Source organism: Mesorhizobium sp. M0195, from assembly GCF_040322115.1.
Taxonomy (GTDB): Bacteria; Pseudomonadota; Alphaproteobacteria; order Rhizobiales; family Rhizobiaceae; genus Mesorhizobium.
Window position 1 is genome coordinate 40,440 of record NZ_JAMYSV010000013.1, and the last position, 26,939, is coordinate 67,378.

The window sequence follows — 26,939 nt, forward strand, 5'->3', positions numbered from 1 at the left end:
ATGGCGATCAGGCGCGGACGCGGCGTTGCCGCGATCAACTATCCGACCGGCATGAATCTCGGCGGCGACCCGACCCAGGCGCTGGTGCATTCGACGCCGACCGGCAATTTCATGGTGACGCTGTCGAGTGTCGACCTTGGCCAAGGCATGAAGCAGATCATGGCGCAGATCTGCGCCGAGACGATCGGCGTGCCGACCGACCGTGTCGTCGTAGACACCGCCGACACCGACACTGGTCCGCACTGCATGGGCACCTTCGCCTCGCGTGGCACGCACCGCGCCGGCAATGCGGTTATCCAGGCGGCCAGGGAAGCCCGCCAGGTGATGTTGGAAGTAGCGGCCGAGGAGCTGGAGGTGAATGCGTCGGACCTCGAGACTGATGGCCAGGGCAATATCCTGGTCAAGGGCGCGCCACAAAAATCGATCTCGATCTTCGATGTCGCGCTGTCGGCGCATTTCAAGCGCGGACGCTCGATTTCCGGCCGCGGCATGTTTTTGATCCCCCGCTCCTATCCCGAAAAGGAAACCGGCGCGATGAAGCCGTCGACCTGCTACGCCCACGCCTGCACGGTTGCCGAGGTCGAGGTCGATGACGAGACCGGCGAAGTCACCGTGCTGACGGTGAAGAACGTCTTTGAGATCGGCCGCGCGCTGAACCCGAAAATGGTCGAGCAGCAGCTCGTCGGCGGTTCGTGGATGGGCATCAGCCATGCTCTCTACGAAACGACCGAGCCCTATTATCCCAACCGCGACCATGGCGGCACCGACTTCAACCAATATCTGATGCCGGGTCCTGGCGATCTCGCGCAAACCGAGATCATCGTGCTGGAGAGGCCCTCGGCCGACGGGCCGTACGGCGCCAAGGGGCCGGGCGAAATGTGCGCCAACCCGCAAATCCCGGCGGTGGCCAACGCCGTCTTCGACGCCGTCGGTGTGCGCATCGACACGCTGCCGATCACGCCGGAGCGCATCCTGCGGGCGCTGAAGGCGCAAGCATCGAACTGAGTGCTGGAAATGGCCAAGAGAAGCGCCCGGACTTCAAGCGCAGAGACAGTCGCGACCTCGCCGGAGGCGGTGGCGTCCCGCCTCGCCGCCTCGCGCTATCTCGCCGATGAAAGCCTGGCCACCGCAATCTTCCTGGCGATCAGGCTGGGTAAGCCGCTGCTGCTAGAAGGCGCGCCCGGCGTCGGCAAGACCGAAGCGGCGAAGGCGATAGCCGAACTGCTCGGGCGCGATCTGGTGCGGCTGCAATGCTACGAAGGCATCGACGCCGCACATGCGCTATATGAGTGGAACTACCAGCGCCAGCTGCTCGCCATCCGCCATGCCGGCGAGCACGAGGTCGACATCTACGACGACCGTTTCCTGATCGCGCGGCCGCTGCTGCAGGTGCTGAAGGCGCCGGAAAAGCGCGTGCTGCTGGTCGACGAAATCGACCGTTCCGACCATGAATTCGAAGCGCTGCTGCTGGAGTTCCTGTCCGATTTCCAGATCAGCATTCCCGAGCGCGGCACTATTCGCACGACGGCGCAGCCGATCGTCATCCTGACTTCGAACCGCACCCGTGAACTGGCCGAAGCGCTGCGGCGGCGCTGCGTCTATCACTGGATCACCTATCCCGACGCCATTCGCGAGGCCGAGATCATCATGCTGCGCGCCGGCGACGTCGCCGAGGCCACGGCGCGGGCCGTGGCTTCCGCGGTGCGCGACATCCGGGCGCATCCGCTGGCCAAGCCGCCAGGCATCGCCGAGGCGGTCGAATGGGCCAATGCCGCCACCATCCTCGAAAAGGGCGGCAGCCCCTGGCCAGAAGCCTTCCGCCGCGCCATCGGCGTGCTGATCAAAGACGAGGAGGACTTTTCCTGCATCGCGCCCGAGCTCGGCAAGATTGTCGAGGAGGCGCTAGCGTGAGCGCGGCGGGCCTGCCTCAAGGGGCAGCACCCTTCCTCGGCTTCGGCCGGCTGCTGCGCCGCTACGGCTTCCCGGTGGCGCCCGAGCAGGTCTCCGGTTTCATGCAGGCGGTTACGTTGCTGGGCCCACGCTCGATGGCCGACATCCGCGAAGCGGCCCTCGCCACGCTGGCGCCGCCGCCCGACCGCCGCGACGAATTCGAGGCGCATTTCCGGAGCCATTTCTATGGGGATGCCACGGCGCTGGTCGAAGGCGACGCCGACGAGGAAGCTCGCATCAAGGACGACGGCAAAACCAGCAAACAAGAAATCGAAGTGGTCCGCCAGGAGGAAGGTGGCGAACTGTCTTCGGCCAGCGAACAGTTGAGCGTCCGCGAGTTCCAGCGCGATAGCGACGGGCTTGCCGCCTTCCGCCGCAAGCTCGCCACCGCTTTGCCCGCCCGCCGGTCCTTCCGCACCGTGCGCACGCATGCGCGCGGCAAGCTCGACCTGCGCCGCTCGCTGCGCGAAATCGTCAGTGCCGACGGCGATATCCCCTCGCCGCTGCTGCGCCGGCGGCAGACAGTGCCTCGCAAGCTTCTCATCCTGATCGACGTGTCGGGCTCGATGAAGCACTACACATCGGACTATCTCAAGCTGGCACACGCGGCGGTGCAAGGCGCCGACCGGGCGGAGGTATTCACTTTCGGCACACGGCTGACCCGCATCACCTCGGCGCTGCGCATTCGCGACCGCGACCAGGCGCTGGCCCGCGCCGCTGCCCAGGTCGACGACTGGGACGGCGGCACCCGCATGGGTCCAACGCTGCTAGCCTTCCTCTCGGTGCCGCGCTTCTCCGCCTTTGCACGCGGGGCGGCAATCGTCATCCTGTCGGATGCGCTCGAGCGCGGCGATCATGCCGAGCTGGAAATGGCGATGCGCCGGCTGAGTGCCCGCGCCTTCCGACTCTCCCTGGCGACGCCGTTGGCCGGCGATCCGCGTTTCCAGCCGGCAACGGCAGCACTTCGCGCCATCCTGCCGATGCTCGACGACCTGGTCGACGGCTCGTCCATCGCGGGCCTCACCGATTTCATCCTGTCGCTCGCCCGCCCCGCCCCCGTGGCCGCGGCAATCTGGAAGAGGGTTTCGTGATGCAGAAGGCGATCGACGCGCATTTCCACATCTGGCGCCAAAAGGACCAGCCGTGGCTGGTCGGGCCGATGGTGCCGCGCATCTTTGGCCCCTACGAGCCGATCCGCCGCGACTATCCGATCGAGGAATTCCTTGCCGACCAGCAAGGCTCGGGCGTCGAGAAGGCGGTCTATGTCCAGACCAACTGGGCCAAGGAGGATTTCGAGAACGAGGTCGCCTTCCTGCAGAAGACCGCGGAAGAAACCGGCTGGCCGCACGGCATCGTCGGCTATGCCGATATGACCGTGAACGACGTGCGTTCCCAGATCGACCGGCTGATCAAATACCCGCTGCTGCGCGGCGTGCGCATGCAGCTGCACTGGCACGAAACGCCGGCCTTCCGCTTCGCCGCCTCGGCCGATCAGGTCATCGACCCGAAGGTGCGGGCCAATGTCGCGCGGCTCAAGGATTACGGCCTGTCCTTCGACCTGCAGCTTTTCCCCGCCCAGATGAAGGATGGGCTGACGCTCGTCGGCGAGAACCCCGAGACCAATTTCATTCTCACCCACGCCGGCATGCTGACCGGCATGGAGCCCGAAACCACCGAGGCCTGGAAGGCAGGGCTGCGCACGCTGTCAGCGGCGCCAAACCTCTATGCAAAGCTGTCCGGCCTCGGCACCTTCGTCCACCGTAACGATCCGGCGCTCATCGGCTATATCGTCGACAATGCCATCGACATCCTCGGCAGCGATCATCTGATGTTCGGCTCGAACTTCCCGATCGAGAAACTGTGGACCAGCCACGCCGAGCTGATCAGGGCGCACAGAGATGCGGTGGGCAAGCACGGCGCGGCGGCCGCGGCGGATATTTTCTGGAAAACGGCGGAGAAGGTTTATCGGCCAGCGTAAGGCTGAATGCAGTCGAGCTCCCAGATCGGGCGCGATTGCGGGTCGACTATGCGCGTCCTGCGGCTTTGGCCGCGAGATCAGCCCACCCGCCCAGGTTCTTCCAACCGTTTTGTTGCTTGAAGTCGTATGTCATCGCTCCGTGATTGAGCGGAGACAGATGGCCGGGCGCTGGAGTGGCAAGGTACTTCGGGAATGATGGCACAGGCCCGAGATAGTCTTCATAGCGATGCCAAAGACCGTCGGTAGCCAATTCGAAAAGTCGATATGTCCCGTCCTCGATCTTCCCAACGCCCATGTATTCGAGAGGGTCTGGACCTCTAGCGTGAGGGACTCGATCCTCAATGTGGGTCAAACTATTGATGCTGGCGGCCATGAGGCCTTTCTGCTCGATGACACTCCTTGCGATCTCATAGCGAACCCAGCGTCGGCCCCATGTCTCAGAACCAAACAGAACGCAAACGACCGAACTGTACCGCATCTCTCGCTGGATCATGCCTTTAAGCGATTCAGGATTAATGAGCCGCGCCTTTTCCCATACGCTCTTGTCCACGAAGCAACTGGCTTCTTTGATTTCCTTCTGGAATTGCATCGCATTGCGAACGTTGTTCACTCGATGGATGTCCGCGTAGTGGAATGAGAAGAAAATCCCACGCCTCTTCGGCTCGGCGCTCAGAAGATGTTGCGGAATCGTCGGCGAGCTCAATCCCCTAAAGCCGAGACCCATAGGGCCTATCGGCCTTTCATCTGCCGCTGGAGATAGCAAATCGAACAAGCTATTGAGCGGATTTTCGCGGCGAGGTGCCAAACCTCTAAGAAATTCACCAAGCGAGTTAGGTGCCGGTTGCGGAGATATTGATCCCAACAAGCTATTGAACGGGTTTTCACGCCGAGGGGTCGAACCTCCAATAAGATGACCAAGCGAGTTAGGTGCGGGATCGCTCCTTGTCAGAGCGTTGATGATAGCCTTGAGAAGGTCTCCGTTTTCGTCCGTCATGGATGACCTCCGTAGCGCCAAACAGCCACTAAGATAATTACGACCCCGATGTACGGCAACGCGACCGTCCACGAAAACGCCAGACGGAAAGGGCCCGCAACCCGATGTCGGAATTCCCGCCAGTCCATGGAAAATGGAGAGACTTCCTCGTCCAACCGGACCGCATCGTATAGGCGTCTGTAGGCCCGCTCTACATGCAGCTGTTTGGCCGTCAGTCCCCAAAAGATTAGAATCGGAAAAACCGCGATCAGTGGAAGGTAGGATGGCGTCGAGCCGGGTGACATTGCGCCCTGTGTCTGGCCAAGCGCTATGATTGCTGCCGCGATCGTAATGGCCAGAGTTTTCAAAATCTGGCTGTCAGATGCCATCCGGCCAATGACACCTTGGATCATTCCAAGATGAGCGATTTTCTGTTCCAACATGCGAGTCCCCGATTATCCATGCTTAGCATATACCATGGGTCGAACATATGGGGAACAACCTCGATACGGCTCACTTCACCAATCCACTGATTTTTCGTCCGGAACTACAACATATCCGCCGTAAGCTGGCCGCGTTTTGTAAACTCTAACGTCGTCACTAAACCGCGAACGAACTAGCTCGCGGATTCTCGGCAAGCTGATTGGGCATAGCGGGCCTAAAATCACTTCTGAGAGATCTAGATCCGATTCAAAATCCTTGAAATGAAGCGAGCCTTCTTCATTCATTTTCTTCAGATTGAGTATCATTCGATGCTCGGCTTCATAAGCCCAGTGCTCAAACTTTGTTTTTATCAGTAATTCCTTCACCATATCGGAGAGACCATCGGGGGATGTCCCGTCTAAGGTGATGCCTCGTCGACGCTTACCTTCATAGATGACCTTCGTAACCACATTTCTCGGGACGTCAAATCCCAGACAAATTCCAGTATGTTTTACAGCATAGTGACTCCAAAGCAGAGGGTTCGACCAATTCACGCTAAAACAAAGCAATCCGTGTTTTAAATCGTAGTTCTTTTTGTAGCTCTCCGCCGCAGATCTTATTGAAGAGTCTTTACAGTCAGCTGCCAATAGCTCAAAAGGATCGTTGAGGGCCGAAAATCGAGCCACTTTCAAGCGCTTCAGACCAATATTGCTAAGTCCATATTCAGCCGAGGTGATATGATAGAGACGCAGTAATGCCGGCGACGGAGGGGGGACCACCGCACTACTCCCCATTTGGGTTCCGTATCCGGCTTGTTTCCACTCGGCGCGCAGCCATGGCTTCATTGCCATCAGTTACCCCTTCACAAGAACTCTTGCAAAAAAGTGACGTATACTCCGACTTCTGAGTCGACGCACGTTGATGCGCAGTGAAATTGACGAGGTGTGAACATCCATAAGGCAAGCCACCTCAGTTCACCTCGAACTGCGGATCGAGCGAGATCTGCATCGCGGTGACCATCTGGTTGGTCTGGCCGGCCAGCCCGATGATCGAGACCAGCTCGCCATGCTGCGCATCGGTCATGCCCTTGGCCCGCGCTGCCGCCAAAGGCGACGGCGACGATCAGCGCCACCCGCCGGGCTTGCCGCGCCGTCGCGGTTTCCGGCAAGGCTTTGTTTTCGGGAATGGCGGTCATGCGCAGAACTGTCCGAAGGGGAATTTTCACCCGCTCCATCGGCAACCGCACAATTGTCCGGCAAACCGATGACGCACCGGTTTCAACAGCATCTGGCCGGTGCCGTCCAGACAGGGACCAACAAACGTTCGTGTGGCATCGCAGGCGGCCATGCGATGACCTGGCCCTGGCGCCGAACCGGCCTTTTACGATCCGCGATGACGCTTTGTGCCTGCCGGGGCGTCTTTATGCGGCTTCGATCTTCTCCAGGAACAGGCTGAGCTGGTCCGGGTCCATGTGCACGACGTGTCTGTCTTCGGGATAGGCTAGGCTGTTCACATCGGCGACATATTCGGAGAAGGCAGCGATGCGTTCGGCCTGCAGGCGATCGTATTCGGCGGCGAAATTGCGATAGACCTTGGAATGGCGCGGCATGTGGCCACGGTTCTGGCCGAGGATGTCGTCGGCGAACAGGTATTGCGCATCGCAGCCGGTGCCCGCCCCCATCGACAACATGATCAGCGACGTCCGTTCCGAAATCGCCTTGGCCACCTCGACCGGCACCACCTCGATCTCGGCGCCGATCGCGCCGGCGGCCTCCAGTTGCTTCACCGCCTCGAACACCTGCATGGCGGTATCGGCGGTCTTGCCGACGGCCTTGAAGCCGCCAGTCCAGGTGGCGCGTGACGGGATAAGACCGACATGGCCGATTACCGGAATGGCATCGTCGGCCATCCGCTTGATGGTGGCGTAGCCGGCGCTGCAGTAGACCGCATCGGCGCTGGCCTTGTAGAGCCGGAACGCCCAGCGGACGAAATCATCTGCGGTGCCGATCTCGAAGAAGTTCTCGCCCGGCATGGTGAACAGGCTGGGTGCCGCATCGCGGTATTGCGGATTGAGCACCAGCTCCGGCGGTACCGAGACGATATCGACGCCGGCGCGTTCGGCGGCCTCGGCCTCGTCCATCGTCAGCACGCGCAGCATCGTCAGCTGCCGCTTGCCCTTCATGGCACGCAGGTCTGCGACGGTCGGTCTTTTCCGGCTCATGGATTTTGGTCCCCTTTGCTACGTGACAGAAGGCCGGTCAGGCGATCTGGATCATCACCTTGCCAGCTTCCACCTTGACGGGATAGGTCTGCAGATTGACACAGACGGGAGCCCCTTTGGCCTGGCCGGTTTTGTAATTGAAGCGGCCATTGTGCTTTGGGCATTCGATGATGTCGTCCATCACAAGCCCGTCGGCCAGATGCGCCTTCTCGTGCGTACAAAACCCGTCGGTGGCGAAGAATTCATCGTCCGGCGAACGGTAGATAGCGAAGGTGCGGCCGCCATGGTCGAAGCGGATGACATCTTCCTCGTCGACATCGTCCACGGCGCACGCTTCGACCCAATCGGCCATCCCTGCTTCTCCCGAAATTTCTGCGTTGCGCTGCTGCGGTGCCTATTCAGCCGCCGCCGACATGTTCACTTCGTGGAACTCGCCACGATAGGGCCGTGCCGTTGGCGGCAGCTCGCGCTTGAGGAAATAATCCTCGTATTTGAGCTGCCTGAGCAGGACAGGCCAGACCTCGCGATAGGCATGCCATATCGACGGGTTCGGCTCCGGCAGATCGTGCTTGATCAGTTCGTGCAGCCTGGGCAGCGCGTGGTAAGGCACCATCGGAAACATGTGATGCTCGACGTGATAATTCATGTTCCAGTAGATAAACCGGCTGATCGGGTTCATGTATACGGTCCTGGTGTTGAGCCGGTGATCGACGACGTTGTCGGCCAGACCGATGTGTTGTAGCAGGCCGGTCATCACCATGTGCCAGGTGCCGTAGAGGCGCGGCACGCCGATGAGCACCACCGGTATCCACGACCTTATGAAAATGGCGAGCGCGATCGTCGCAACGTAGATGGCGATGTGCCAGCGCGCGGCGATAACCGCCTTGTGCTGTTCCATCTCGGGAACGTAGCTTTTCTCGTCGGGCGTCAGCTTGCCGAACGCCTGGCGTACCAGCGCCGGAAGCGAATAGCGAAAATCGAGGATACCGGTGAAAGCCAGCGCCGCACGCAAAAGGTCTGGCGGGCGCATCACGGCGATCTCGGCGTCGCGCCCGACGATAATGGTGTCGGTGTGGTGGCGGGCATGGCTCCAGCGCCAGGTCACCGGGTTGCGCATCAGCATGAAGCTGGCGATCTGGTAGACGACATCGTTCATCCAGCGCGTGCGGAAGGCAGTGCCATGGCCGCATTCGTGCCAGCGCGAGTCGCTGGACGAGCCGTAGAGCACGCCGTAGACGAAGAAGAACGGCACGCACCACCAGGTACCCCAGAAATAGATGGCGCCGGCGGCCGAGCCGAGGATGGCGACGATCCAGAGGATCGTGTCGCGGATCGCCGGGCCGTCCGAGCGCTGCATCAACTCCTTGATCGCCTTGCGGGGGACATCCGTGTGGTACCACTCCGCCGAGGCCAGTCCCGTCTCGATCGCCCTGCGCGTGCTTTCGCCGACCAGGCTGTAATCGCGCTTTACCGTGCCAGCCATTGTGACCTCCAATTCCCGATCGGCCGCGAGCCCTCCCCGCTCCGGCCGGAGCCAGCCTCCCAACTGGTGTCTCGTATCCTGTTCGCCATTATCACGACCTGCCTCCAAGAACAGGAAAACGGCCCGACGGCTGCGGATAGTCCTGCTGCGGCTGTCTGGCAATCGCCGCGATCCGGCTTTCGGCGGCGGCGATCTCGCCGGCACCGTCGAGAACCCGGAACACCGCCTCGTAGGTGCGGCTCTCGGCGTGCTCCAGCCAGATCATCTCGCCGCGTTCGCGCGCCGCCAGATTCCCAAGCACATGATGCGTCGACGGCTCGATGCCAAGCGCGTACTGTCCGGCCTGGAAATTCTGCCATTGATAGGCGCAGGGCAACTGGTCCTTGCGCGTGACCACCTCGAAACCGAGGCCGAGCCTGTCGTTGACCACCGCCACCGGGACTTGGCCGGTGCTGTCGGCGCCGAGTTCGTGCTGCCAGACCTGTTCCTTGAATCCCGGTTGCGGCGCCGGCACCGTGCGGTAGCCGACCTTCTGCGCCTCATAGCGCTCGCCGGCATGGCCTGCCCAGACGACGTCGCGGATCGGCGCCAGGTAGCGCGATCCCTCGTCAAGCACCGGATGACTGACATTGATGTGATAGAAATACATATGAGGAGTCCGGTTGAAGCCGCGATTGACGACACGGTCCGAAAGCCGGATCTCGTTGCCGCCAACATCGGCTTCGATGCGCCGCAGCAGGTGCAGATCCTCGCCGAATACAGTCGATTGCTGGACGATACCTTCGGCCCACAACACGCAGTGGTCGCCGTCCCAGGTCTCGCCGTAGCCGGTCAGCCGCGCTGGGATGGTACTGACGCGGCCATGCAGCGAGTGGCGCACCGTCTTCTTGGGCGGGTAGTTGTAGGTGTCGGCCGGTACCTCGTTCATGAACAATATATGGTCGAGGCCGCAGGTCAGCAGAAGGCCGGAAAACGACCGCGCCCAGGCCAGCCCCTCCTCGCCTTCGTATTCGTGCAGGCCGGGATGGCGAAAGCCGCTCGGCGAATGCCAGCCGATCGCCTGGCCCCTGAAGTCGCAATCGGCGATATCGAGCGCCCGGTCGACCAGCGCGGTGAAACGCAGGCCGGAGCCGGTGCGGAATTCGAGCATACGGATGCCGCGCTCCACCCCGTCGCCAAGCGTCATCAGCCGCACGCCGGCGAATTGCGACAGCATGCCCGAGCGTTCCGAGACCTGCCGGCGCGACAGCGTCTTGCCGTAAAGCTCTACCATGTGACGGCCAGTTCCTTCACTTTGCTCCCGTCCTTCACTTCGCTCTCGTCTCCTTGAGGAGGGCCGACATGTCGGCGCCGGTGATGATGCTTTCCACGGTCAGCAGGTCGGTGTCTGCGACTGTCTGCTCGGCGACGATCTCGCCACGGCGCATGACGATGATGCGGTCAGCGACCTGGAAGACGTGATGGATATTGTGGGTGATCAAAAGCACCGAGTGACCGGCATCGCGCACCTCCTTGACGAAGCGCAGTACGCCGTGTGTTTCCTCGACGCCGAGATTGTTGGTCGGCTCGTCGAGGATGATGACCTTGGCGGCGAACTGCATGGCGCGCGAGATGGCGATCGACTGACGCTCGCCGCCTGACAGCGTTGAGACCAGCGCATCGGCGTCGAGTTTCTTCGAGATGCCGACGCGCTTCAATAGAGCCGACGCGGCATCGCGCAATTGAGCGAGATCGAGCGGCGCGAACACGCCAAGCCATTTGAGATTGACCGGCTCGCGGCCGAGGAAAAGATTGCGCGCGATGCTGAGATCGGGAGCCAGCGAGGTGTCCTGGTGGATGGTCTCGATGCCGAGATCCATCGCGTCGCGCGTCGAGCGGATGGAGACCTTCTGGCCGCGCACATAGATGTCGCCGCGATCGACCGGAAAGACCCCGGAGATCGCCTTGATTAATGTCGATTTGCCGGCGCCGTTGTCGCCGAGCAAGGCCACCACTTCGCCCTCGTTGAGCGTGAAGGAGGCGCTCTTCAGGGCGCGGACGCTGCCGAAGGATTTTTGCAGGTTCTGCAGCCGAAGCACTTCCATGATCAGCTCCTGGCGGCGTTCTTCTGCAGCAAAGCGTGCAGGATGAGCATGGCAAGGATGATGACACCGACGAAGATGTTGTAGGCGAGCCCTGGCACGCCGATCAGCACGATGCCGTTGCGGATGCTGCGCAGCATCAGCGCGCCAACGATGGTGCCGAAAATGGTGCCGCGCCCACCGGTCAGCGCCGTGCCGCCGACGACCACCATGGCGATCACCTCCAGCTCATAGCCGGTGCCGGCCACCGGCGATGCCGCCGAGATGCGGAAGGCGCTGATCATGCCGGCGAGACCGGCCAGCACCGAGGTCAGGATGAACAGCCAGATCTTGACCGCATCGGCCGGCACACCACGCGCCACGGCAGCGTTACGGTTCGAGCCGATAGCGCTGATCCAGTTGCCGAGCTTGGCGTAGCGCAGCACATAGACCGCCAGCAGCGACAGGCCGATGAACCACCACAGCGAGGTATAGAAACGGAACGTTCCGATACTAAAGCTGCCGGCCAGCAGCGTCACGAAGAAGCCTGGCTGGTCCCAGGACTTCAGCGGAAAGCCCTGGGTGATGTAGAGGGCCGCGCCTCGCACCACCAGCAGCATCGACAGCGTCACCAGGAAGGACGAAATGCCGATCTTGGTGACGATCAGTCCGTTGATCGCACCGATCGCTATGCAGAGCACCAGTCCGGCCAGCAGCGCCACGCCGATATCGACCCCGCCGTTCTGCACCAGCAGCATGACCACGACCGGCGCCAGCCCGAATACGGCACCGACCGAAAGGTCGAACTCGCCGGCTGTCAAAAGCAGCGTCATGCCGAGCGCGATGATGCCGAGCTCGGGCAGGAACGCCATCATGTTGGAGATGTTGAGCGGCGACAGGAAATTGGCGTCGGCGATCGCGAACACCGCCAGCAGGACAATCAGGATGACGAGCGAAGAGAACTGCGGCGAGCGCATCAGGCTCGACCTGCGTCTGGCACGCGGCATTTCCTCTTCTGCAGCAATTGTCATGACAGCTCGAACCATACGCTAAGTGACGCCCGCCGCCTGCGCGGCGAGCGTCAGTTCCAATCACTTGTTGTAGAGTTTCAGGATCGGTTCGACGCTCGAGGCGTCGTAGAGGCTGAAGGTGTGGATGTCGTAGCCGATCGGTTCGCCAGCGGCGGCCAGCCCGAGCAGCGCCACCGGCATGAAGCCTTGCGCCGAGGGAAACTGCCAGGCAGCCGCGTTGATGAACCCAGACTTGACTGACTCGGCCGTTTCCTTCGAATTTCCCCAGCCGACGACCGGGATCTTGCCGGCCGGCACGCCGGCGCCGTCGAACACCCGCTTGACGCTGGCCGCAACGGAATCGCCGAGCGCGATGATTGCCGGCGGGTTGTTGGCGACCATGTAGTCGGTCATCTTGGCGATGATGCCGGCCGGATCGGTGCCGCAATCGACCACGTCATATTTGATGCCGAGCGGATCGAAGACGCTGGCAATGCCTTCGGTCTCGAGCTGCTGGTAGCTGGCGCCCGGCACTTCGACCGGCAGGAACACCTTGTCGCCTTGCTTCACCATCTTGTGGTCCACCAGATACTTCGCCCAGATGACACCGGCTTCCTTGAGATCGGCGCCGACGTAGGCTTGCCGGCCGGTCGCCGGATCGTCGGTGTTGAAGAACACGATCGGGATACCGGCAGCCTTCGCCGCCTTGACCTCCTCGGTCCACAGGCCGGGCTGCGCCGAGGTGGTGGCGATGCCGTCCGGCTTGGCGGCCAGCGCCGAGTTGAAGGCTTCCTTCTGCGCCGCCATGTCGCCCCCGCTGAACGAGATCTTGCAGGTCACCTTGAGCTGGTCGCACGCCTTGGTGGCACCGGCATTCCAGTCGATCCAGAAGGCGTCCGACGGGCCGCCATGCGACAACAGGTAGAACGTCTTCTGGGCATCCTGCGCCACCGCCGAGCCCATGGTCACGCCGGCGAGCACGATCGCCGCAGCCGCGATTTTCAACGCGAGTTTCAACATTTCTCTTCCTCCCTTGTTTCGTAGCCGAACCGCGCCGTCACAGTCCGTTGGCGCGGAATTTCCCGTCGAGGAATTTCTTGGCGCGCGGCACGTCGTCTTCCGAAAGATGCTCGATTATGACCGGAATGTTCGGATGCTTTTCGGCCAGCCGCTTGAGATAGAGGTCGTAATTCAGCGAACCGAGGCCAGGCGCCGGCAGCTCGATCTCGCCGACGCCGCGGAAAGTGTGGCTCTCCAGCGCGTCCTCGTCGCCGATGTCGGCGTGCTTCTCCGACTTGTCGCCGCCAGAACGCTTGACGTCCTTGGCGTGGGCGATTTTGATCTTGTCGGTCAGCGTGTCGAACACCTGGTTCAGGATCTGGTCCATCCTGTCGATATTGTGCGTTTCGAAATAGTTGGTCGGGTCCATCAACAGGCCGAGGCCTGGGTGGTCGACCTGCGCGAACATCCTCACCGTCTCCTCGACCGAACCGACGACATTGTTGACATAGGTTTCGAGCAGGAACACCGCGCCGTGGTCGTAGGCGGTCTGGGCAAGGTCGGCGATGATCTTGCGACATTCTTCAAAACCTTCCTCGGTCTTGTTCTTCGGGTGATGCACCCAGTCGGACTCGGTGTTGTAGGTACCGGTTTCCGAGATCACGTAAGGGGTGCCGAAATGGCGTGCGTTACGGATGATCTCCTTCAGATAGCCGACGCGCCGCTCGCGCTCGCCCAGGTCCGGATGGATGATGTTGGTGTAACCCGATACGCAGCAGATCGGCAGATTGTGGTCGCGAAACGTATCGCGGACGGTCTTGGCCTTGTCCCTGGTGATCTGTCCGGCCGACAGGTCGATGTCCCTAAAATGCAGGTCGAGCTGCACGGTGTTGAAATCGAGCGCACGGATCTTCTGTGCGGTTTCCTTGAGACCATACGGAAAATAACCCGTGAAAATACCTGCCTGCATCATGGTGTGAAGTCCTCCCTGTAAGTGACTCAGTCAGTTGATATTTCGGAAAGTTTGACCGTCCGGCCCTTGTCGATGGAGCGATAGCCGGCTTCGACCAGCGCCATGGTCTTGACGTTGTCGGCGACGGACAGCGCCGGCGGCTCGCCAGTCTTGACCGCGTGCTGGAGCTGCTCCATGACGCCGATAAAAGCATGCGGGAACCACATCGTGTCCCAGCTGGGTGTCACCCATTCACCACCGGTGGTCTCGGTCGAGGCATAGGTCAGCGTCGAGGCAGCGCCAGTCGGCCAGCCGATGGTGCCCTTGGCGACGCCCTTGGTGCCGTCGACGCGCCAGTTGATGTGCTGGTCGTCCTTGTAGCCCTCCTGGCGCGGCCCGGACCAGACATCCTCCAGCGATACGGCAAGCACACCGGATGGGAACTTGATCGTCGACACTGTGATGCCGTCCGAATGGTCGAAGCGGGTGCGCGGGTCCTTGCGGGTCAGGGTGGTGATCTCTAAGGGATCGCCGAACAGGGAGCGTAGTACGTCGAGATGGTGGACGCTCATGTTGGCGAGCGTCAATCGGTCATAGTCCTCGAGGAAGCTCTGCCAGTGCGGGATCGCATGCATATCGATCTGGGCGAAGACGATGTCGCCGAGCGCGCCGCTGTCGATGACCTGCTTCAAGACGCGCATCGACTGGTCGTAGCGCATGTTCTGGTTGACCGAGAGGATCTTGCCTGCCTTGGCCGCCTCGTCGCGCAGTTTGACGGCCTCTTCAAGGGACAGCGCCAGTGGCTTCTGCGCCAGGATCGCCTTGATATGTGTCTGCTTCAGCGCATGGCGGATCAGCGCCGGCTGCTGGTCGGGCGGAAAGGCAAGGTCGATGATCTCGACGTTTTTGTCCTCGATGAGCTGTTCCGGCGTGTCGTGGACGGCCGGGATATCCCAGCGTTTGGCGACCTTCTCGGCGCTGGCCTTGGTCCGCGAGGCAATCGCCACCACGGGGAAACCGGCTTCCTTGTAGGCGGCAAGGTGACATTCGGCCATGATCATGCCGGCGCCGACGCAGCCGATCCTGTATTCCCTGGTGCGGACTTTAACGTCCGGCTCGAAGCCGTTGCCCACCATTTCTTGGCTTGCCATATGTTCCTCCCGAAGCTCGTTTCTTGCAGCCGCCGTCACCTTGCCAGCGCTCCCCCGCTTTGCCCGAAATAATGCACCCGGCCCGGCTCGCAGGATATCGCCACCATCGCGTCCGGCCTGATGTCAGGCTGGCCGCGCAACAGCGCCCGCAGACGCGCCTGCCCGGCGGCGAGCGTCACTACGGTGTAGCCGCCGAGCGGCTCGACCTCGAACACTCGCGCCGGGCGGCCCGCGCCCCCCTCCGACCAGGCCTTGACCTTGATGTCTTCCGGCCTGAGTCCGATTTCGACGGCATCGGCCGGCGCCGCCTTGTCCGCGATGCGGATCGTGCCTTCCGCCGCCTCCACGCCTTCAGCGCCGTGCACCGACTTCAATATGTTCATCATCGGGGAGCCAAGCAGCCGCGCCACATAGGTGCTGGCCGGCCGGTCATAGATCTCGGCCGGCGCGCCGATCTGCCTGATCTTGCCGTTGTCCAGAATGGCCATTCGGTCGGCGACCGACATCGCTTCTTCCTGGTCGTGCGTGACATAGATCAGCGTCTTGCCGAGCTCGCGCTGGATGCGCTTCAGCTCGATCCGCGTCTCCTCGCGCAGCCGGGCGTCGAGCGCCGAGATCGGATCATCCATCAGATACGCGACGGGATCACGCACCAGCGCGCGGGCGATCGCGACACGCTGCCGCTCACCTCCGGAAAGCTGTGCTGGCGGCTTGTGCAGGATATGGCCGATATGCAGCTTGGCCGCGACGTCGGCGACGCGCTTTTCGATCTCGGCTTCGGCGACCCGGCGTTCGACCAGCGGAAAGCGGATGTTGTCGCGCGCGCTCATATGCGGAAACAGCGCCAGGTTCTGGAAGACCATCGCGACGTTGCGTTCGGCCGGCGACACCGCGTTGACCGGCTTGCCACCGATCAGGATCTCGCCCGTGTCCGGGGTTTCCAGCCCGAGCACCAGGCGCAGTACCGTCGACTTGCCGGAAAGCGGCGGGCCGAAGAAGCAGAAGAACTCATTGTCGTTGACAGTGAACGAGGCGTCATCGACGGCGAGCGTGTTGCCGTAGCGTTTGGTCACATTGCGGAAGACGATATCGGCCATGGTCTCAGCCCGCTCTCAAGGCAAGGCCGGTGGCGGCGTCGAAGACACGCACCGCCTCCACCGCAGGTGCGACGACGGCTGTCTGCCCGATCGCCAGCCCGACATCATTGTCGAACACCGCCTTAACCGCGGTTTCCCCGTCGCCAAGGTGGATGATGGTGCGCGCGCCGATCCGCTCGACGAAACTCACCGGCATCGACAGGCCAGGGCCGTGTTCAGCCAGCTTCACCTGCTCCGGTCGAAAGCCATAAAACACCTCGCCGCGCATCCGGCGTGCGGCATCGGCGATCTCGACCGGCAGCGGCGGCGTCGCCCCGAGCGGGCCGAGATCGACGACCAGGCCACCGTCGCTCTCCGCCAGCCAGCCCTTGAGCAGGTTCATGCCCGGCGCGCCGATGAAGCGGGCGACGAAGACATTGGCCGGATCGTTGTAGACCTCGAGCGGTGTGCCGACCTGCTGCAGCACGCCATGGTCCATCACCGCGATGCGGTCGGCCATGGTCATCGCTTCGAGCTGATCGTGGGTGACGTAGACCATGGTCTGCCGGAACTGCCGCTGCAGCTGCTTCAGTTCGGTCCGCATCACGGCCCGGAAGGCCGCGTCGACATTGGACAGCGGCTCGTCGAGCAGGAAGATCGCCGGCTCCATGATCGCCGAACGGCCGATCGCGACCCGTTGCAATATGTTGACCGAAAGCCGGTCGGCCTTACGGTCGAGCAGCGGCGTCAGTTGCAGCATCTCGGCAATGGCGCCGACACGGCGGTCGATATCGGCCTTTGCTGCGCCGCGCATTTTCGGCCCGTAGGCGAGGTTCTGCCGCACGCTCATATGAGTGAAGATCGCATAGTTCTGGAAGACGAAGCCGACGCCGCGCCGCCCCATCGGCACGCCGGCCATGTCGCGCTCGCCGAACAGGATCTTGCCGCTGGTCGGCTCTTCCATGCCGGCAATCATGTTCATCGTCGTCGACTTGCCGCAGCCGGACGGCCCGAGCAGCGCCATGAACTCGCCGTCGGCAATGGCCAGGTCCATCGTCTTCAGTGCGGTGAAGTCGCCGAATTTCTTGACCAGGTTCTGCAGATGGATGGTGCTCATGCCGTCACCTCGCGTACCTGGGCCATGCGTTTCATGGCAAACACCGCGGCAATGGACAGCACGATCAGTATGGCCAGCGCGATTGCCGCCACATAGCCCCAGATCAAGTCCTGGGTGGTGAGCTTGTAGATGTAGACGGAGATGGTTTCGGTAGCGACGCCGGGACCGCCGCCGGTCATGATGTAAAGCGTGTCGAAGATCTTGAAGTTCTCGATCACCCTGATCGCCAGCGCGATGACGATGATCGTCTTCATCTTCGGCAGCACGATGGTGACGAAGCGCTGCCACGGGTTGGCGCCGAGCAGCGTCGCCGCCTTGATCTGGTCCTCAGGCACGCCGACCAGGCCGGCAAGCAGGATCAGGAACATCAGCGGCGTCCACTGCCAGATGTCGGCGACCATGACGGCGATGAGTGCCAGCGTCGGGTCCGACAGCCAGGCGATGGTGACGGGAAAGCCTGAGATCGCCGACAGGATGTCGTTGACCGGGCCGCCTGATTGAAACAACATGAAGAACATGTAGCCGGCCACCGCCGGCACCACCATCATCGGCATCAAGAGGATCGAGTAGAAGATCCGTTTGCCCGGAAACTCGTCGGCAAACAGCGTCGCGAGCGCCAGCCCGAGCAGGACCTCCGTCGGCACGCAGACGATCATGACGATGGCCGTGCGCTTCAGCGCGCTCCAGAAGCGTGCGTCGACGGCAAGGTCGGTGTAATTGGCGAAACTGTTCCACATCGACCAGGCATTCCACCAACCGGTGCCCGACAGCGGCGACCAGTCGGTGAGGCTGATATAGAGCTGCATCAGGAGCGGGAAGACGGCGATGAACAGCACCAGGATCTGCGCCGGCAGGGTCAGCTGGAAGCCGAGCCGTGCGCCCTCGTCCGGCAACACCGACGCCGCTTTGGAGGCAAGCATGTCGCCCTCCGAAATCGTCGCTGCCACCGCGCTCATTGCTTGAGCGCCCCGAAGGTCAGCCCGCGCACCAGATGGCGCTGGATGGCGATGCCCATGATCACCGGCGGCACCGCGGCGATCAGGCCGAGAGCAGCCTTGGCGCCGTAGAGCTGTCCGGTCATCGAGGAGGACAGCGAGGCCATGTAGACAGGGACCGTCACCCATTCGCGCGTCGTCAAAAGCAACGCGATCAGATAGTCCGACCAGTTGAGGATGAAGACGAACAGCGCCGCACTGGCCAGCGGCGCGCGCATCATCGGCAGCGTGATGCGGGTGAAGACGCGCCACCGCGAACAGCCCTCGACCAATGCCGCCTCCTCGATCTCGCGCGGCATGTCGTCGAAGAAGGTCTTCATCAGCCAGAAGGCGAAAGGCAGCGTGACGATGCCATAGATCAGCGACAGCCCCCACCAGCTGTCGGTGAAGTTGAGGAAAGCCCACATGATCATCACCGGGGTCATGACCGCCATCGGCGGAAACAGGCGAAGCTGGATCAGCGCCAGCGGCAGGTTCTGGCCAGAGCCGAAGCGCGACAGCCCGTAGGCCGCCGCGGTGCCCGCCGACATGGCGATTGCCGTGCCGAACGTGGCCGACAGCAGCGACGACAGGATCGGCTTGAGGGCGGTGCGGTCGAGCGCGACGATCAGATTGTTGGTCGATTCCCCGAAGACGAAGCGGAAATTGCTGAGCGTCGGGTTCTTCGGCCACCAGGTCAGGTCGGCGCCGGTCGCCGACCATTCGGCGATCGGCTTGAGCGCCATCGACACCATCCACAGGATCGGCACCAGCGTCACCGCCATCGCCGCAAAGATCGCGGCATAGCGGAATATCTCGAAAGGAACTGAACGCTTCATCTTGCGGCTTTACTGGGTCCTTCGTTGGGCGAGGGGAAGAGCGGCCGCTCCTCCCCTCCTTGGTAAGATCCTGCGAGGATCAGGCGATCGGATCGAGGACGGTCGGCCAGGCCTCCTTGTTGGTCTTGATGGCCTCGAGAAGCTTCTCCTCGCCGGTCCGGCGGGCAATCTTCTTCCACTCGGCCTCGGTGTCGGCCATCGCCTGCTCGGCTGTCTTGGCCTTGGTCAACGCGGCGACGAGGTTCTCGTCCAGCGCGTTGTGGAAGGCGGTGGCGCCGGGATAGTTGATGGTGGGCACGGTGCGGGCGACCGTCTCGCGCACCACGTCCATGTGGTAGGCGTGATAGGTCTGGCGAACCAGCGGATCGGAGAAATCCGACAGCCGGAACGGATCGAAATAGCCGCCCGGATTGGCGGTCATCCAGGCGTAGATGCGGCTTGAACCCAGCCATTGCAGGAACAGGTAGCAGGCTTCCGGGTTCTTGGCTTGCGAGGAAACCGACGCCGACAGGTTAAGCCACAGCACCGAACGGCTGACCAGTTTTCCGTCGATCTCGCGGCCGGGCGGCAGCATGGAGCCGATCTTTCCAGTGACAGCTGAATCCTTGTTGCCGGCATTGTCGAGAAATTTCGGCAGGTTGGAGAAGGCACAGGTCATGGCCGCACCGCCCTTGGCGAAATTGCCGTACTGCTCCGGCCAACCCCAGGAGATCGCATCCGGCGAATGATGCGAGAGCGACGCAATGTACTCGCTGGTCGCCGCGATACCTTGCTCCGAATTGATCAGCGGCTTGCCGGCATCGTCGAACAAGAACTGATTGGGCGAAGCCATTGAGACATAACGCTGATACCAATTGGTATAGCCCCAGCCCTGGTTGCGCAGATCGGTCGAGCCGAACAGGCCCTTGTCCGGGCGCTGGAAGAAGGCTGCGATCTCGTCATGCTGCTTCCACGTCTTCGGCGCCGCCAGTTCATACCCGTATTTGTCGGAGAAGGCCTTCTTCTCGGCTGCGTCGCCGAACAGATCGGTGCGGTAGACCCAGGTCTGGAAATCGCCATCCAGCGACACGCCGTAGGTCGAGCCGCGATACTGGTTGAGCAGCGACACGCCCTTGCCGCCGTTGACGTAGCCACGCTCGGGATCGTCCCATTCCGGCTTATATTGTGCAACGAAGTCGTCGAGCTTGAGGATGCCGCCGGTTTCGGCGAGGTCGCCAAGACGGTTCCATTCGACCGCGTAGATGTCGTAGGCTCCACCCTTGGTGGAGATGTCCTGCATCGTCTTGGTGAATTCCTGGCCGTTGGGCACACCGACGATCTCGAGCGGAATACCGGTTTCCTTCTCCCATAAATCCTTGATCGACGGCGCGCCCGCCGGAAACGGCTGCGTCAGCTGGCCGATCGAACCGTCGGACAGGCCGAGCACGATCTTTGTCGGCGCCTTGCCGGCGCCCTTCATCGCCTTGGCTGCCTCGATGGCGCGGCCCTCGGGTGTGTCGGCGCCATACTGATAGCGCTCCGAGCCGTCGAATCCCGTCGGGCCACCGATCATGCCGGGCGCCAGGGCATCGGCCGCATAGGCACGGCTTGGGCGAATGAATTTCGGCGCGATACCTGCGGCGGCAACAAGGACTGCCGCCTTTCCACCGGACGCCAGCAAACGGCGCCGCGACACGCGGATCAAATTCGACATTGGAACTCCTCCCTCAGGGCCTTGTTCCTCCACGGCCCTTATGATGGATATTGACGGCACTACACGAACGCTGTCAACATCATAAATAATCAAGACACATCATAATATCTCAAGGGACGGGAAAAATGGCGTTTATCGAGGCTCTCGCACTGAAGCCGGTGCTTGAATTTGAGGGAACCAGGCTGCCCACCTCGCAGCTTTGGTCCGCTTCGGAATTTGGTCTAGCGCAGCGGCTTGCGGATCGGCCAAGGCCGGTTACATCATTTCCCATCAGAATCGCGAGCGGCGATGAGGCCGCTCTCCGACATCGGACCTATGAAATGCGTAATCTCGATGCGCCTTTGGCACATTTTGGAATGAGGTGATCGACAGTGCGGTCCACCCTGACAGACATAGCCCGGGAAGCTGGCGTTTCCGCCGCCACGGTCGACCGTGTGCTCAACAACCGCGCCGGGGTCAGGGCGCGCACTCGCGAGGTCGTGCTCGAAACGGCACAGCGGCTTGGCTATATCGCTGAAAATTCAAACAGTCCGAGCTCGCTCAACGCGCTGCGCGGTGAGGTCATACGGCTCGATTTCGCCCTGCCCGCCGGCACCAATTCCTTCATCAAGATGCTGCACCGCCAGATCGAGGCGCAGGCGCAGTCGCGGCCTGACCTCGACGTCCGCGTCGCCACTATCGAAGGCTTCAATCCGGATCGGCTCGCCCGTCTGCTGCAGGAACTGCACGGGCAGACGCAAGGCGTCGGTGTGATCGCGCTCGACCATCCGACGGTGCGCGAGGCGATCCGCTCGCTTTCGGCCAGCGGCGTCAAGGTGGTCACCCTCGCTTCCGACATCCTGCATGTGCCGAGGGTTGCCTATATCGGCATCGACAACCGCGCCGCCGGCCGGCTCGCCGGCTACCTGCTCAACCGCTTCATGGGCGCAGGGCGTCCGGGCAAGGTCGCGCTGTTCGCCGGTTCGCTCTCCTACCGCGGCCACGAAGAGCGCGAGATGGGCTTCCGCCACATACTGACGGAAGAATCGCCCAATCTGCAGATCGTCGAGATGCGCGAAATGCTCGACGACCGGGAAAAAGCCTACTCTGAGGCCTCCGCCCTGCTGGACCGGCACCCGGACCTGGCCGCCATCTACAATGTCGGCGCTGGCAACACCGGCATCGCCCGCGCGCTGAAGGAACGTGGGCGCGCGCTGTCGACGGTCTTTCTCGGCCATGAGGTGACGGAAGGCACCAAGGAGCTTCTGCTCGACGGCACGCTCGACGCGGTCATCGACCAGAACCCGCGCGTCGAGGCCCGCGAGGCGCTCAACACCTTGACCCACGCGGTCAGGGGATTGCCTTACGAACTGCACCAGCCGAGGCTGCAAGTGATCTTCAGGGAGAGCATCCCGGAGATCTGAACCCAGGTGAATGGCTGGGTTTTGTGAATCTTGCCGGCGCGCTCATCGACGCCAAGATCGTCAGCGTCGTCTATTCCAGCCAGCCGCTGAACAACACGCCGCTCGACCGCTTCGGCGACGGTCGGCTTCAGGATACTGGAAGACCAGCTTACCGTTGGCGCGCAATATCTCAGCGTTAGCAAGATCACGCGCACCAACCGCAGCAAACCGGACGAACCGGCGCTCGTCGATGACGGCTTCGATCTGGTCAACGTTTTTGCCAACTGGCGCATCAACGGCCACGCCAATCTCGATTTCAGCGTCGACCTGGCGGCGGGGCGCGGCGGGACGATGGCCGGCTAGAGCTTGCTCACCATCGCTTGCGCATCTTCGCCCAGACCGATGGCGATCCGGTCGCCGGAGGCAATGCCTGATATGTCGCAGACGACCAGCGGCATGCTGATTTCGTAGAGGAATTCGGCAACGATGGCGCCGACGGCAAGGATCGGGTCCGGCCGCTCCAGGATAATACCGGCCGGCGCCGTTCCTCTGCGGATCGCTTCGGCCAGAACCGAAGACGAGGACGACGACCCCAGCCCGCTCGGCATCACCAGGATCCTGCCGGCGATATTGCCGCCCAGGTCCGGATGCGAATGGTCGATGATGTCGCCCGTTTCGACGTCGATCCCGCCCCAGAAGCTGAGCGCCTGCGAAAGCACCAGCGCCGGGCCTTGTGCGGAGCCGGCAAGGTGGAATGTACCGGTTCTGGCCGGCGCCTTCATGGCGCGCCTCGCACGACGCGGCCGGCCGCGGCCGAGCGGACGCAGTCTTCCATGTCGCCGAAGGCCACCGAGACACCGATGTTGCCAGGTGCGTAATGCGCCCATTTGCCCGAATTGGTCATCACCACGCCGTCGAGACGCTCGAGGATCGATGTGACATAGGTGCATGTGTCGGTGACCGGGACAAGGCCGAAGGCTTCCATGCCGGTCAGTGTGCCTTCGTCCTGCAGTCGCGTCAGCGTGGCACGCCCTGTGTTGACATAGATCGGGACGCCCCTGCCCGGCGCAACTTCGCGCAGCAGCGGCAACAGGCGCATCCACTCTTCATGGGAGAAATGCGGCGTGCCTAACGACACGGCTGCAAGCTGCACGCCGTCGGGGACGCTCGACAGCCTGGCCAGCGCATGGCGGATATCAGCGCGAGAGATCCGGATTTTTTCCTCCGGCACCAGGCCGTGCAACGCCTCATCCAGCGTCGTCGCCTCCGGCGTAATGCCGACCGCATGAAACAGCGCCACAGCGCCCGTCGTTGCCGCCGCCGCCCCCAGCGCCTTCAGTTGGTCCTCGTCGCGCGGCTGCGGCAGGCCTGATATGGCAGGAATGCGGTCGCCGCTCTTTTGCCCGACAAGTAGTCCGACACCCACGAACAGGGCGTCGCTGGGCTCGAAACCGCCAGTCAGCTCGAACAGGATCTGGCCTCGTCGATTTTCACTCAGATGCAGCCCCCAGGCCGGCGCGCGTCCGGTCATTGCGCAGCATAAATCGATGAAATCGCCATAACGGTTGGTTCGCGCCCCGATCACCGAATTGGCAAAGACGATGGCGTTGGACTCACCCCAGGCGATCTGCTCGCCGAACCTTGGCCGGAATCGAGTCTGATAGGGTGCGCAGGTAAAGGTCGCCTGGCAGCCGAGGTCCAGATGCGCCATCATCAAGCGACGCGCCGGCGCTTCTTGCGACATCGGCATCTTCACCAGTCCGGGATGGATGAGGTCGAACGAACCGACATTCAGCGTCGTCGGCACCCGAACGCGGCCGCCGCCCTCGATCAGCCTTTCGACGAAATCGAGGCTAGCCTGGCCGTGATAGAGGCAGCCGTCGATATGGGCACCGGCAATATTCAACAACTTGCGCGCGCCGACCGCCTTCGCGAAGGCGACCAGGATCTTCATGGCGGCAGCCGCTGCCGAGCCTTGCTCGCCATGCAGCATCGACTGGTCGCCGGCCGTCAATTCCAGCGTCATCGGCAAATTCCCGAGCCCGCACTATGCCGATCAAGCACTCCCTGATTGCGGAGCGTCTGGCAAGACAGAGCTTCGGATCTCTTCTACTTCGCGGCGATCAGCAGACCAGACGTTCACAGCTCATCGCAAAGCGAGAGAGACGCGAAGCACGGTCGGAGAGCGGGCGATCCACGGCGGAAACGGCGCTATTCCTTCTGGGACGGTCCGTCGGCCGTGCTGCGGTCGCCATCTGCAGAATGCGGCAGGATGCCGAAGTCGCGCGACTTGGTCCCATGCGCCGCCGTCAGGAAACCATCGGCTGTGAGACCTCGCCTCAAAAGCTCACGTACCGCGGCCGACCGGCTCGGCATGTGCTTTTCGAAGCGCCAGTTCTCCAACGCCGCCAGTTCATCGACAGTCAGCATGATCTGCAGTCGTTCCGGGCGTTCCAGTTCGGACATCTCGGCCTCCAGTCATACCAGCCTAAACGCAGCTGAGTTAGTATGTTCCTGATTTTGTGTAGAATTAGGTACGTGAGCAGAGTACGTCAAGACCTTCAGATGTGTGACTCATGCAGAAGTCCGATGAAGCGGATCAAGCATCAAATGGGCAATCAACAAAATACGCTAACTATTTGAGACGAAGCGATTTTTCAAGGGTCCTCGCTTGCCAATCACGAGCCCTGGGCGCATGGTAGAACACGAGGGACAAACCGCTCCTGAAAGGAAGGTTTTCCATGCGCTACGGATTTTCGGTTCGCCTGCACGAAGACGTCGGTTCCCGAGTTCGAGCTACATTGCGGTCCGGGATTGCCATCAATCTGACTGCTGTCGCCGAAGCCGTGCGACTGCAAAACCTCGCCGAGAATATTGCGCGCGAAGACATCGAATGGCTCGTCATGCAGGCAGCCCAGCTCCAAGGCGCAGCTATCGAGTTCGACGGCTTCGCGGAAGCCGATCTGGCGGAGTTTGCGTGCACTCAGCTGATGCAAAGCAGCCCCGCATTGGGCTGGGACGCCCTGGAAGGCGGGGTGGCCGTTTCGCCGGATCTTGGCCGTCAAACACATTGAAGCGCGTGCTCTTGTGAGCCCAGCCATGCTGCCGCCACGTGCTCGGCAAAAAAGCCCGCCGCAATGGCGGGCTTTGGACGGCTGGAGGTCTGGTGGACGAAGGCCTCTCGGCCCGTCCGACATTTCATTCCGATGTATTCGCCTTAGCGGCGCGCGATAAGCAGGCACAATTGGCGCAGATCGCTATCGAAAGTGCCTTCGCTACTCAGCACTTCGACGCAGCGCTTCTTCATCCTGGCCAACTTGTCGCTCGACATGTCTGCGACGACCCGGGGTAAGCTGGGATTGCTGGGATTGGACGGGCTGCCCGGGTTGGACGGATTGCTCGGATTGGTACCACCGATCCCGACACCGGCGCCGACATTGATGCCGCTGCCGACCCTGACGCCCGCGCCAGCCCCAACGCCGCTGCCGATACCTACCCCCGCGCCGGCGGCAATGCCGCTCGAACCGCCAACCGTTGCGCCGGCACCAGCGTTGATGCCGCTTCTGCCCCCGACCGACGCGCCGGCGCCCGCGGCGATGTCCCTGGAACCGCCAACCGTAGCACCGGCACCGGTGTTAATGCCGCTGCCGCCCAGCGACGCACCGAGGCCGGCCTTGATGCCGCCGCTGCCGCCAACCGTTGCGCCGGCACCAGCGTTGATGCCCTGGCGGCCGCCAACCGTCGCGCCGAAGCCTGCCTTGATGCCGCCGCTGCCGCCAACCGTTGCGCCGGCACCGGCGTTGATGCCGCCGCGACCGCCAACCGTCGCGCCGAGGCCGGCATTGATGCCGCCGTTGCCGCCGATGGATGTTCCAACACCAACGGCAATTCCGTTCGCGGCATTCACGGGCATCGAGAGCATGAAAAGCGCTACGCTGCCTGCCACTGCACCGGTGATTGTTTTGATGTTGATGGTCATAACATTCTCCCTGCTGTAGTTTCGCTGAGCAACCCGCGAACTCGCCGGTTGCATTACGCCCTAAGTGCAAGGAAGAAGATCGGTTTCTTTGCCGATCAACTTGCTGGTCCCATGGTGTATTTTCAAAGAACAGCCGCGTGAAATTTGTATTGAAATTTTCCGAAAGTTTGAAGCGATGCGAGAGTCAGCTGGTGGGCGCCGCAACAGACGAACGTCGCAACGGGTCGGCGGCCGAAAAGGCGAATTCCTAATCTGCAAACCACAACATCAAACCGACCCCTTGGCAATGGAAGAAGATCCGCGCTGCGCGGGTTTGCTTCACCGTGCTGCGTCATTTTTGACCGGTCTGGACTGTCTCTGCTGCCGACCGCGGACGAAAGTACAGAGCGCCGAATCGCGAGATCCAGCGTTGGAATCAAATCCGCGCGAGTTCACGCTTTGCGTGGTCGCGCCTTGGGTTTGGTTCCGTCCTTGGCGGCCGGCGCCGGCTTAGGCTGACGGGCTTTCGACTTCGGCCGGCTGGCGGTCTCTTTCGTGGCGATTTCTGCGTCGATTTCGGCGGTAGCCTGATCCCAATGCTGCTGATGCGCCCCGTCGGGCCTGCCTGCCTGTTCCCAGATCGCGTGTGCACGCTGGCGAATCCGTTCCTGTCTGTCCCTCACCGTTGCCTCCGTCGGTT

General features: G+C 62.2%; 29 protein-coding genes and 1 pseudogene. 7 read left to right on the forward strand and 23 right to left on the reverse strand.

The window, feature by feature from the left end; genetic code table 11:
* Genes NKJ12_RS22420 through NKJ12_RS22435 form a run of 4 tightly spaced genes read left to right on the forward strand, consistent with a single transcriptional unit; the run spans position 1 to position 3,928 of the window.
* Entirely contained in the window at positions 1-1,005 is a 1,005-nt protein-coding gene (locus NKJ12_RS22420) for a xanthine dehydrogenase family protein molybdopterin-binding subunit (RefSeq protein WP_254820526.1), read from the forward strand.
* Positions 1,006-1,014: 9 nt separating this feature from the next.
* Positions 1,015-1,911 carry an AAA family ATPase gene (locus NKJ12_RS22425; RefSeq protein WP_352705167.1) on the forward strand — a complete coding sequence of 299 codons (897 nt, stop codon included), beginning with the start codon at positions 1,015-1,017 and terminating at the stop codon, positions 1,909-1,911.
* A complete protein-coding gene (locus NKJ12_RS22430; protein ID WP_352705169.1) occupies positions 1,908-3,041 on the forward strand; it encodes a vWA domain-containing protein in 1,134 nt (377 codons plus the stop codon). Before NKJ12_RS22425 ends, NKJ12_RS22430 begins: the two co-directional genes overlap by 4 nt.
* On the forward strand, positions 3,041-3,928 hold the full coding sequence (locus NKJ12_RS22435; RefSeq protein ID WP_352705170.1) for an amidohydrolase family protein: 888 nt from the start codon (positions 3,041-3,043) through the stop codon (positions 3,926-3,928). The genes NKJ12_RS22430 and NKJ12_RS22435 overlap by 1 nt, the downstream gene beginning before the upstream one ends.
* A 46-nt stretch (positions 3,929-3,974) precedes the next feature.
* Here NKJ12_RS22435 and NKJ12_RS22440 read toward each other — a convergent pair whose 3' ends face one another.
* The 18 genes and pseudogenes from NKJ12_RS22440 to NKJ12_RS22525 form a co-directional block, all read right to left on the reverse strand.
* Positions 3,975-4,922, reverse strand: coding sequence for a TIR domain-containing protein (locus tag NKJ12_RS22440; RefSeq protein ID WP_352705172.1), 948 nt, complete (start codon positions 4,920-4,922; stop codon positions 3,975-3,977).
* The gene (locus NKJ12_RS22445) at positions 4,919-5,344 is read right to left on the reverse strand and encodes a hypothetical protein (RefSeq protein ID WP_352705174.1); all 426 of its coding nucleotides are present in this window, start codon (positions 5,342-5,344) and stop codon (positions 4,919-4,921) included. Before NKJ12_RS22445 ends, NKJ12_RS22440 begins: the two co-directional genes overlap by 4 nt.
* Before the next feature lie 75 nt (positions 5,345-5,419).
* Positions 5,420-6,175, reverse strand: a complete 756-nt coding sequence (locus NKJ12_RS22450) for a DUF2971 domain-containing protein (protein WP_352705176.1) — start codon at positions 6,173-6,175, stop codon at positions 5,420-5,422.
* Positions 6,176-6,293: 118 nt separating this feature from the next.
* Positions 6,294-6,437: pseudogene (locus NKJ12_RS22455) on the reverse strand (carboxymuconolactone decarboxylase family protein); the annotation flags it as partial.
* A gap of 307 nt (positions 6,438-6,744) precedes the next feature.
* On the reverse strand, positions 6,745-7,545 hold the full coding sequence (locus NKJ12_RS22460; protein ID WP_023675787.1) for a 3-methyl-2-oxobutanoate hydroxymethyltransferase: 801 nt from the start codon (positions 7,543-7,545) through the stop codon (positions 6,745-6,747).
* A gap of 37 nt (positions 7,546-7,582) precedes the next feature.
* Complete coding sequence (locus tag NKJ12_RS22465; RefSeq protein WP_287249971.1) at positions 7,583-7,897, reverse strand: MocE family 2Fe-2S type ferredoxin; 315 nt, start codon at positions 7,895-7,897, stop codon at positions 7,583-7,585.
* Between the two features lie 42 nt (positions 7,898-7,939).
* Entirely contained in the window at positions 7,940-9,028 is a 1,089-nt protein-coding gene (locus NKJ12_RS22470) for a fatty acid desaturase family protein (protein WP_352705178.1), read from the reverse strand.
* Between the two features lie 91 nt (positions 9,029-9,119).
* Positions 9,120-10,301 (reverse strand): aldose 1-epimerase family protein, encoded by a 1,182-nt coding sequence (locus tag NKJ12_RS22475; RefSeq protein WP_352705180.1) that lies wholly within the window; start codon positions 10,299-10,301, stop codon positions 9,120-9,122.
* Between the two features lie 34 nt (positions 10,302-10,335).
* Complete coding sequence (locus tag NKJ12_RS22480; protein WP_254820537.1) at positions 10,336-11,118, reverse strand: ATP-binding cassette domain-containing protein; 783 nt, start codon at positions 11,116-11,118, stop codon at positions 10,336-10,338.
* Complete coding sequence (locus NKJ12_RS22485) at positions 11,115-12,119, reverse strand: ABC transporter permease (RefSeq protein WP_352705182.1); 1,005 nt, start codon at positions 12,117-12,119, stop codon at positions 11,115-11,117. Before NKJ12_RS22485 ends, NKJ12_RS22480 begins: the two co-directional genes overlap by 4 nt.
* A gap of 60 nt (positions 12,120-12,179) precedes the next feature.
* Positions 12,180-13,118 (reverse strand): sugar ABC transporter substrate-binding protein, encoded by a 939-nt coding sequence (locus NKJ12_RS22490; RefSeq protein ID WP_352705184.1) that lies wholly within the window; start codon positions 13,116-13,118, stop codon positions 12,180-12,182.
* Positions 13,119-13,155: 37 nt separating this feature from the next.
* Entirely contained in the window at positions 13,156-14,070 is a 915-nt protein-coding gene (locus NKJ12_RS22495) for a sugar phosphate isomerase/epimerase family protein (protein ID WP_352705186.1), read from the reverse strand.
* A 26-nt stretch (positions 14,071-14,096) separates the two neighbouring features.
* Positions 14,097-15,185 carry a Gfo/Idh/MocA family protein gene (locus NKJ12_RS22500; RefSeq protein WP_352705289.1) on the reverse strand — a complete coding sequence of 363 codons (1,089 nt, stop codon included), beginning with the start codon at positions 15,183-15,185 and terminating at the stop codon, positions 14,097-14,099.
* Positions 15,186-15,235: 50 nt separating this feature from the next.
* A complete protein-coding gene (locus tag NKJ12_RS22505; protein ID WP_352705187.1) occupies positions 15,236-16,297 on the reverse strand; it encodes an ABC transporter ATP-binding protein in 1,062 nt (353 codons plus the stop codon).
* Positions 16,298-16,301: 4 nt separating this feature from the next.
* Positions 16,302-17,393, reverse strand: a complete 1,092-nt coding sequence (locus tag NKJ12_RS22510) for an ABC transporter ATP-binding protein (RefSeq protein ID WP_352705189.1) — start codon at positions 17,391-17,393, stop codon at positions 16,302-16,304.
* Positions 17,390-18,349, reverse strand: coding sequence for a carbohydrate ABC transporter permease (locus NKJ12_RS22515; RefSeq protein ID WP_352705191.1), 960 nt, complete (start codon positions 18,347-18,349; stop codon positions 17,390-17,392). The genes NKJ12_RS22510 and NKJ12_RS22515 overlap by 4 nt, the downstream gene beginning before the upstream one ends.
* Complete coding sequence (locus tag NKJ12_RS22520) at positions 18,346-19,206, reverse strand: carbohydrate ABC transporter permease (protein WP_352705193.1); 861 nt, start codon at positions 19,204-19,206, stop codon at positions 18,346-18,348. The genes NKJ12_RS22515 and NKJ12_RS22520 overlap by 4 nt, the downstream gene beginning before the upstream one ends.
* A 79-nt stretch (positions 19,207-19,285) precedes the next feature.
* Positions 19,286-20,899 carry an extracellular solute-binding protein gene (locus tag NKJ12_RS22525; protein ID WP_352705195.1) on the reverse strand — a complete coding sequence of 538 codons (1,614 nt, stop codon included), beginning with the start codon at positions 20,897-20,899 and terminating at the stop codon, positions 19,286-19,288.
* A gap of 371 nt (positions 20,900-21,270) precedes the next feature.
* Between NKJ12_RS22525 and NKJ12_RS22530 the strand changes: the two genes are divergently transcribed.
* Complete coding sequence (locus NKJ12_RS22530; protein WP_352705197.1) at positions 21,271-22,302, forward strand: LacI family DNA-binding transcriptional regulator; 1,032 nt, start codon at positions 21,271-21,273, stop codon at positions 22,300-22,302.
* 23 nt (positions 22,303-22,325) lie between these two features.
* On the forward strand, positions 22,326-22,481 hold the full coding sequence (locus tag NKJ12_RS22535; protein WP_352705199.1) for a hypothetical protein: 156 nt from the start codon (positions 22,326-22,328) through the stop codon (positions 22,479-22,481).
* A gap of 159 nt (positions 22,482-22,640) precedes the next feature.
* On the opposite strand, the gene NKJ12_RS22540 is transcribed toward NKJ12_RS22535, so the two are convergent.
* The 3 genes from NKJ12_RS22540 to NKJ12_RS22550 all read right to left on the reverse strand — a co-directional run bounded on the left by NKJ12_RS22540 (position 22,641) and on the right by NKJ12_RS22550 (position 24,747).
* The gene (locus NKJ12_RS22540) at positions 22,641-23,063 is read right to left on the reverse strand and encodes an aconitase X swivel domain-containing protein (RefSeq protein WP_352705201.1); all 423 of its coding nucleotides are present in this window, start codon (positions 23,061-23,063) and stop codon (positions 22,641-22,643) included.
* Positions 23,060-24,307 carry an aconitase X gene (locus NKJ12_RS22545; RefSeq protein ID WP_352705203.1) on the reverse strand — a complete coding sequence of 416 codons (1,248 nt, stop codon included), beginning with the start codon at positions 24,305-24,307 and terminating at the stop codon, positions 23,060-23,062. Before NKJ12_RS22545 ends, NKJ12_RS22540 begins: the two co-directional genes overlap by 4 nt.
* A 185-nt stretch (positions 24,308-24,492) precedes the next feature.
* Entirely contained in the window at positions 24,493-24,747 is a 255-nt protein-coding gene (locus NKJ12_RS22550; RefSeq protein ID WP_254820505.1) for a hypothetical protein, read from the reverse strand.
* A 275-nt stretch (positions 24,748-25,022) separates the two neighbouring features.
* On the opposite strand from NKJ12_RS22550, the gene NKJ12_RS22555 reads away from it, so the two are divergent.
* Positions 25,023-25,355 (forward strand): hypothetical protein, encoded by a 333-nt coding sequence (locus tag NKJ12_RS22555; protein ID WP_352475482.1) that lies wholly within the window; start codon positions 25,023-25,025, stop codon positions 25,353-25,355.
* A 143-nt stretch (positions 25,356-25,498) separates the two neighbouring features.
* On the opposite strand, the gene NKJ12_RS22560 is transcribed toward NKJ12_RS22555, so the two are convergent.
* On the reverse strand, positions 25,499-26,260 hold the full coding sequence (locus NKJ12_RS22560) for a hypothetical protein (protein WP_352705205.1): 762 nt from the start codon (positions 26,258-26,260) through the stop codon (positions 25,499-25,501).
* 431 nt (positions 26,261-26,691) lie between these two features.
* Positions 26,692-26,922, reverse strand: a complete 231-nt coding sequence (locus NKJ12_RS22565; protein WP_352475485.1) for a DUF2934 domain-containing protein — start codon at positions 26,920-26,922, stop codon at positions 26,692-26,694.
* Between the last annotated feature and the right edge of the window lie 17 nt (positions 26,923-26,939).

What these genes read in the sequence shown, in the direction of transcription:
- NKJ12_RS22555 (WP_352475482.1), top strand. Translation starts at nt 25,023, where the DNA reads ATGCGCTACGGATTTTCGGTTCGCCTGCACGAAGACGTCGGTTCCCGA.
- NKJ12_RS22440 (WP_352705172.1), bottom strand. Translation starts at nt 4,922, where the DNA reads ATGACGGACGAAAACGGAGACCTTCTCAAGGCTATCATCAACGCTCTG.
- NKJ12_RS22470 (WP_352705178.1), bottom strand. Translation starts at nt 9,028, where the DNA reads ATGGCTGGCACGGTAAAGCGCGATTACAGCCTGGTCGGCGAAAGCACG.
- NKJ12_RS22505 (WP_352705187.1), bottom strand. Translation starts at nt 16,297, where the DNA reads ATGGCCGATATCGTCTTCCGCAATGTGACCAAACGCTACGGCAACACG.
- NKJ12_RS22510 (WP_352705189.1), bottom strand. Translation starts at nt 17,393, where the DNA reads ATGAGCACCATCCATCTGCAGAACCTGGTCAAGAAATTCGGCGACTTC.
- NKJ12_RS22540 (WP_352705201.1), bottom strand. Translation starts at nt 23,063, where the DNA reads ATGAAGGCGCCGGCCAGAACCGGTACATTCCACCTTGCCGGCTCCGCA.
- NKJ12_RS22435 (WP_352705170.1), top strand. Translation starts at nt 3,041, where the DNA reads ATGCAGAAGGCGATCGACGCGCATTTCCACATCTGGCGCCAAAAGGAC.
- NKJ12_RS22495 (WP_352705186.1), bottom strand. Translation starts at nt 14,070, where the DNA reads ATGATGCAGGCAGGTATTTTCACGGGTTATTTTCCGTATGGTCTCAAG.
- NKJ12_RS22490 (WP_352705184.1), bottom strand. Translation starts at nt 13,118, where the DNA reads ATGTTGAAACTCGCGTTGAAAATCGCGGCTGCGGCGATCGTGCTCGCC.
- NKJ12_RS22425 (WP_352705167.1), top strand. Translation starts at nt 1,015, where the DNA reads ATGGCCAAGAGAAGCGCCCGGACTTCAAGCGCAGAGACAGTCGCGACC.
- NKJ12_RS22475 (WP_352705180.1), bottom strand. Translation starts at nt 10,301, where the DNA reads ATGGTAGAGCTTTACGGCAAGACGCTGTCGCGCCGGCAGGTCTCGGAA.
- NKJ12_RS22450 (WP_352705176.1), bottom strand. Translation starts at nt 6,175, where the DNA reads ATGGCAATGAAGCCATGGCTGCGCGCCGAGTGGAAACAAGCCGGATAC.
- NKJ12_RS22460 (WP_023675787.1), bottom strand. Translation starts at nt 7,545, where the DNA reads ATGAGCCGGAAAAGACCGACCGTCGCAGACCTGCGTGCCATGAAGGGC.
- NKJ12_RS22525 (WP_352705195.1), bottom strand. Translation starts at nt 20,899, where the DNA reads ATGTCGAATTTGATCCGCGTGTCGCGGCGCCGTTTGCTGGCGTCCGGT.
- NKJ12_RS22445 (WP_352705174.1), bottom strand. Translation starts at nt 5,344, where the DNA reads ATGTTGGAACAGAAAATCGCTCATCTTGGAATGATCCAAGGTGTCATT.
- NKJ12_RS22420 (WP_254820526.1), top strand. Translation starts at nt 1, where the DNA reads ATGGCGATCAGGCGCGGACGCGGCGTTGCCGCGATCAACTATCCGACC.
- NKJ12_RS22485 (WP_352705182.1), bottom strand. Translation starts at nt 12,119, where the DNA reads ATGACAATTGCTGCAGAAGAGGAAATGCCGCGTGCCAGACGCAGGTCG.
- NKJ12_RS22560 (WP_352705205.1), bottom strand. Translation starts at nt 26,260, where the DNA reads ATGACCATCAACATCAAAACAATCACCGGTGCAGTGGCAGGCAGCGTA.
- NKJ12_RS22545 (WP_352705203.1), bottom strand. Translation starts at nt 24,307, where the DNA reads ATGACGCTGGAATTGACGGCCGGCGACCAGTCGATGCTGCATGGCGAG.
- NKJ12_RS22520 (WP_352705193.1), bottom strand. Translation starts at nt 19,206, where the DNA reads ATGAAGCGTTCAGTTCCTTTCGAGATATTCCGCTATGCCGCGATCTTT.
- NKJ12_RS22515 (WP_352705191.1), bottom strand. Translation starts at nt 18,349, where the DNA reads ATGAGCGCGGTGGCAGCGACGATTTCGGAGGGCGACATGCTTGCCTCC.
- NKJ12_RS22550 (WP_254820505.1), bottom strand. Translation starts at nt 24,747, where the DNA reads ATGTCCGAACTGGAACGCCCGGAACGACTGCAGATCATGCTGACTGTC.
- NKJ12_RS22465 (WP_287249971.1), bottom strand. Translation starts at nt 7,897, where the DNA reads ATGGCCGATTGGGTCGAAGCGTGCGCCGTGGACGATGTCGACGAGGAA.
- NKJ12_RS22500 (WP_352705289.1), bottom strand. Translation starts at nt 15,185, where the DNA reads ATGGTGGGCAACGGCTTCGAGCCGGACGTTAAAGTCCGCACCAGGGAA.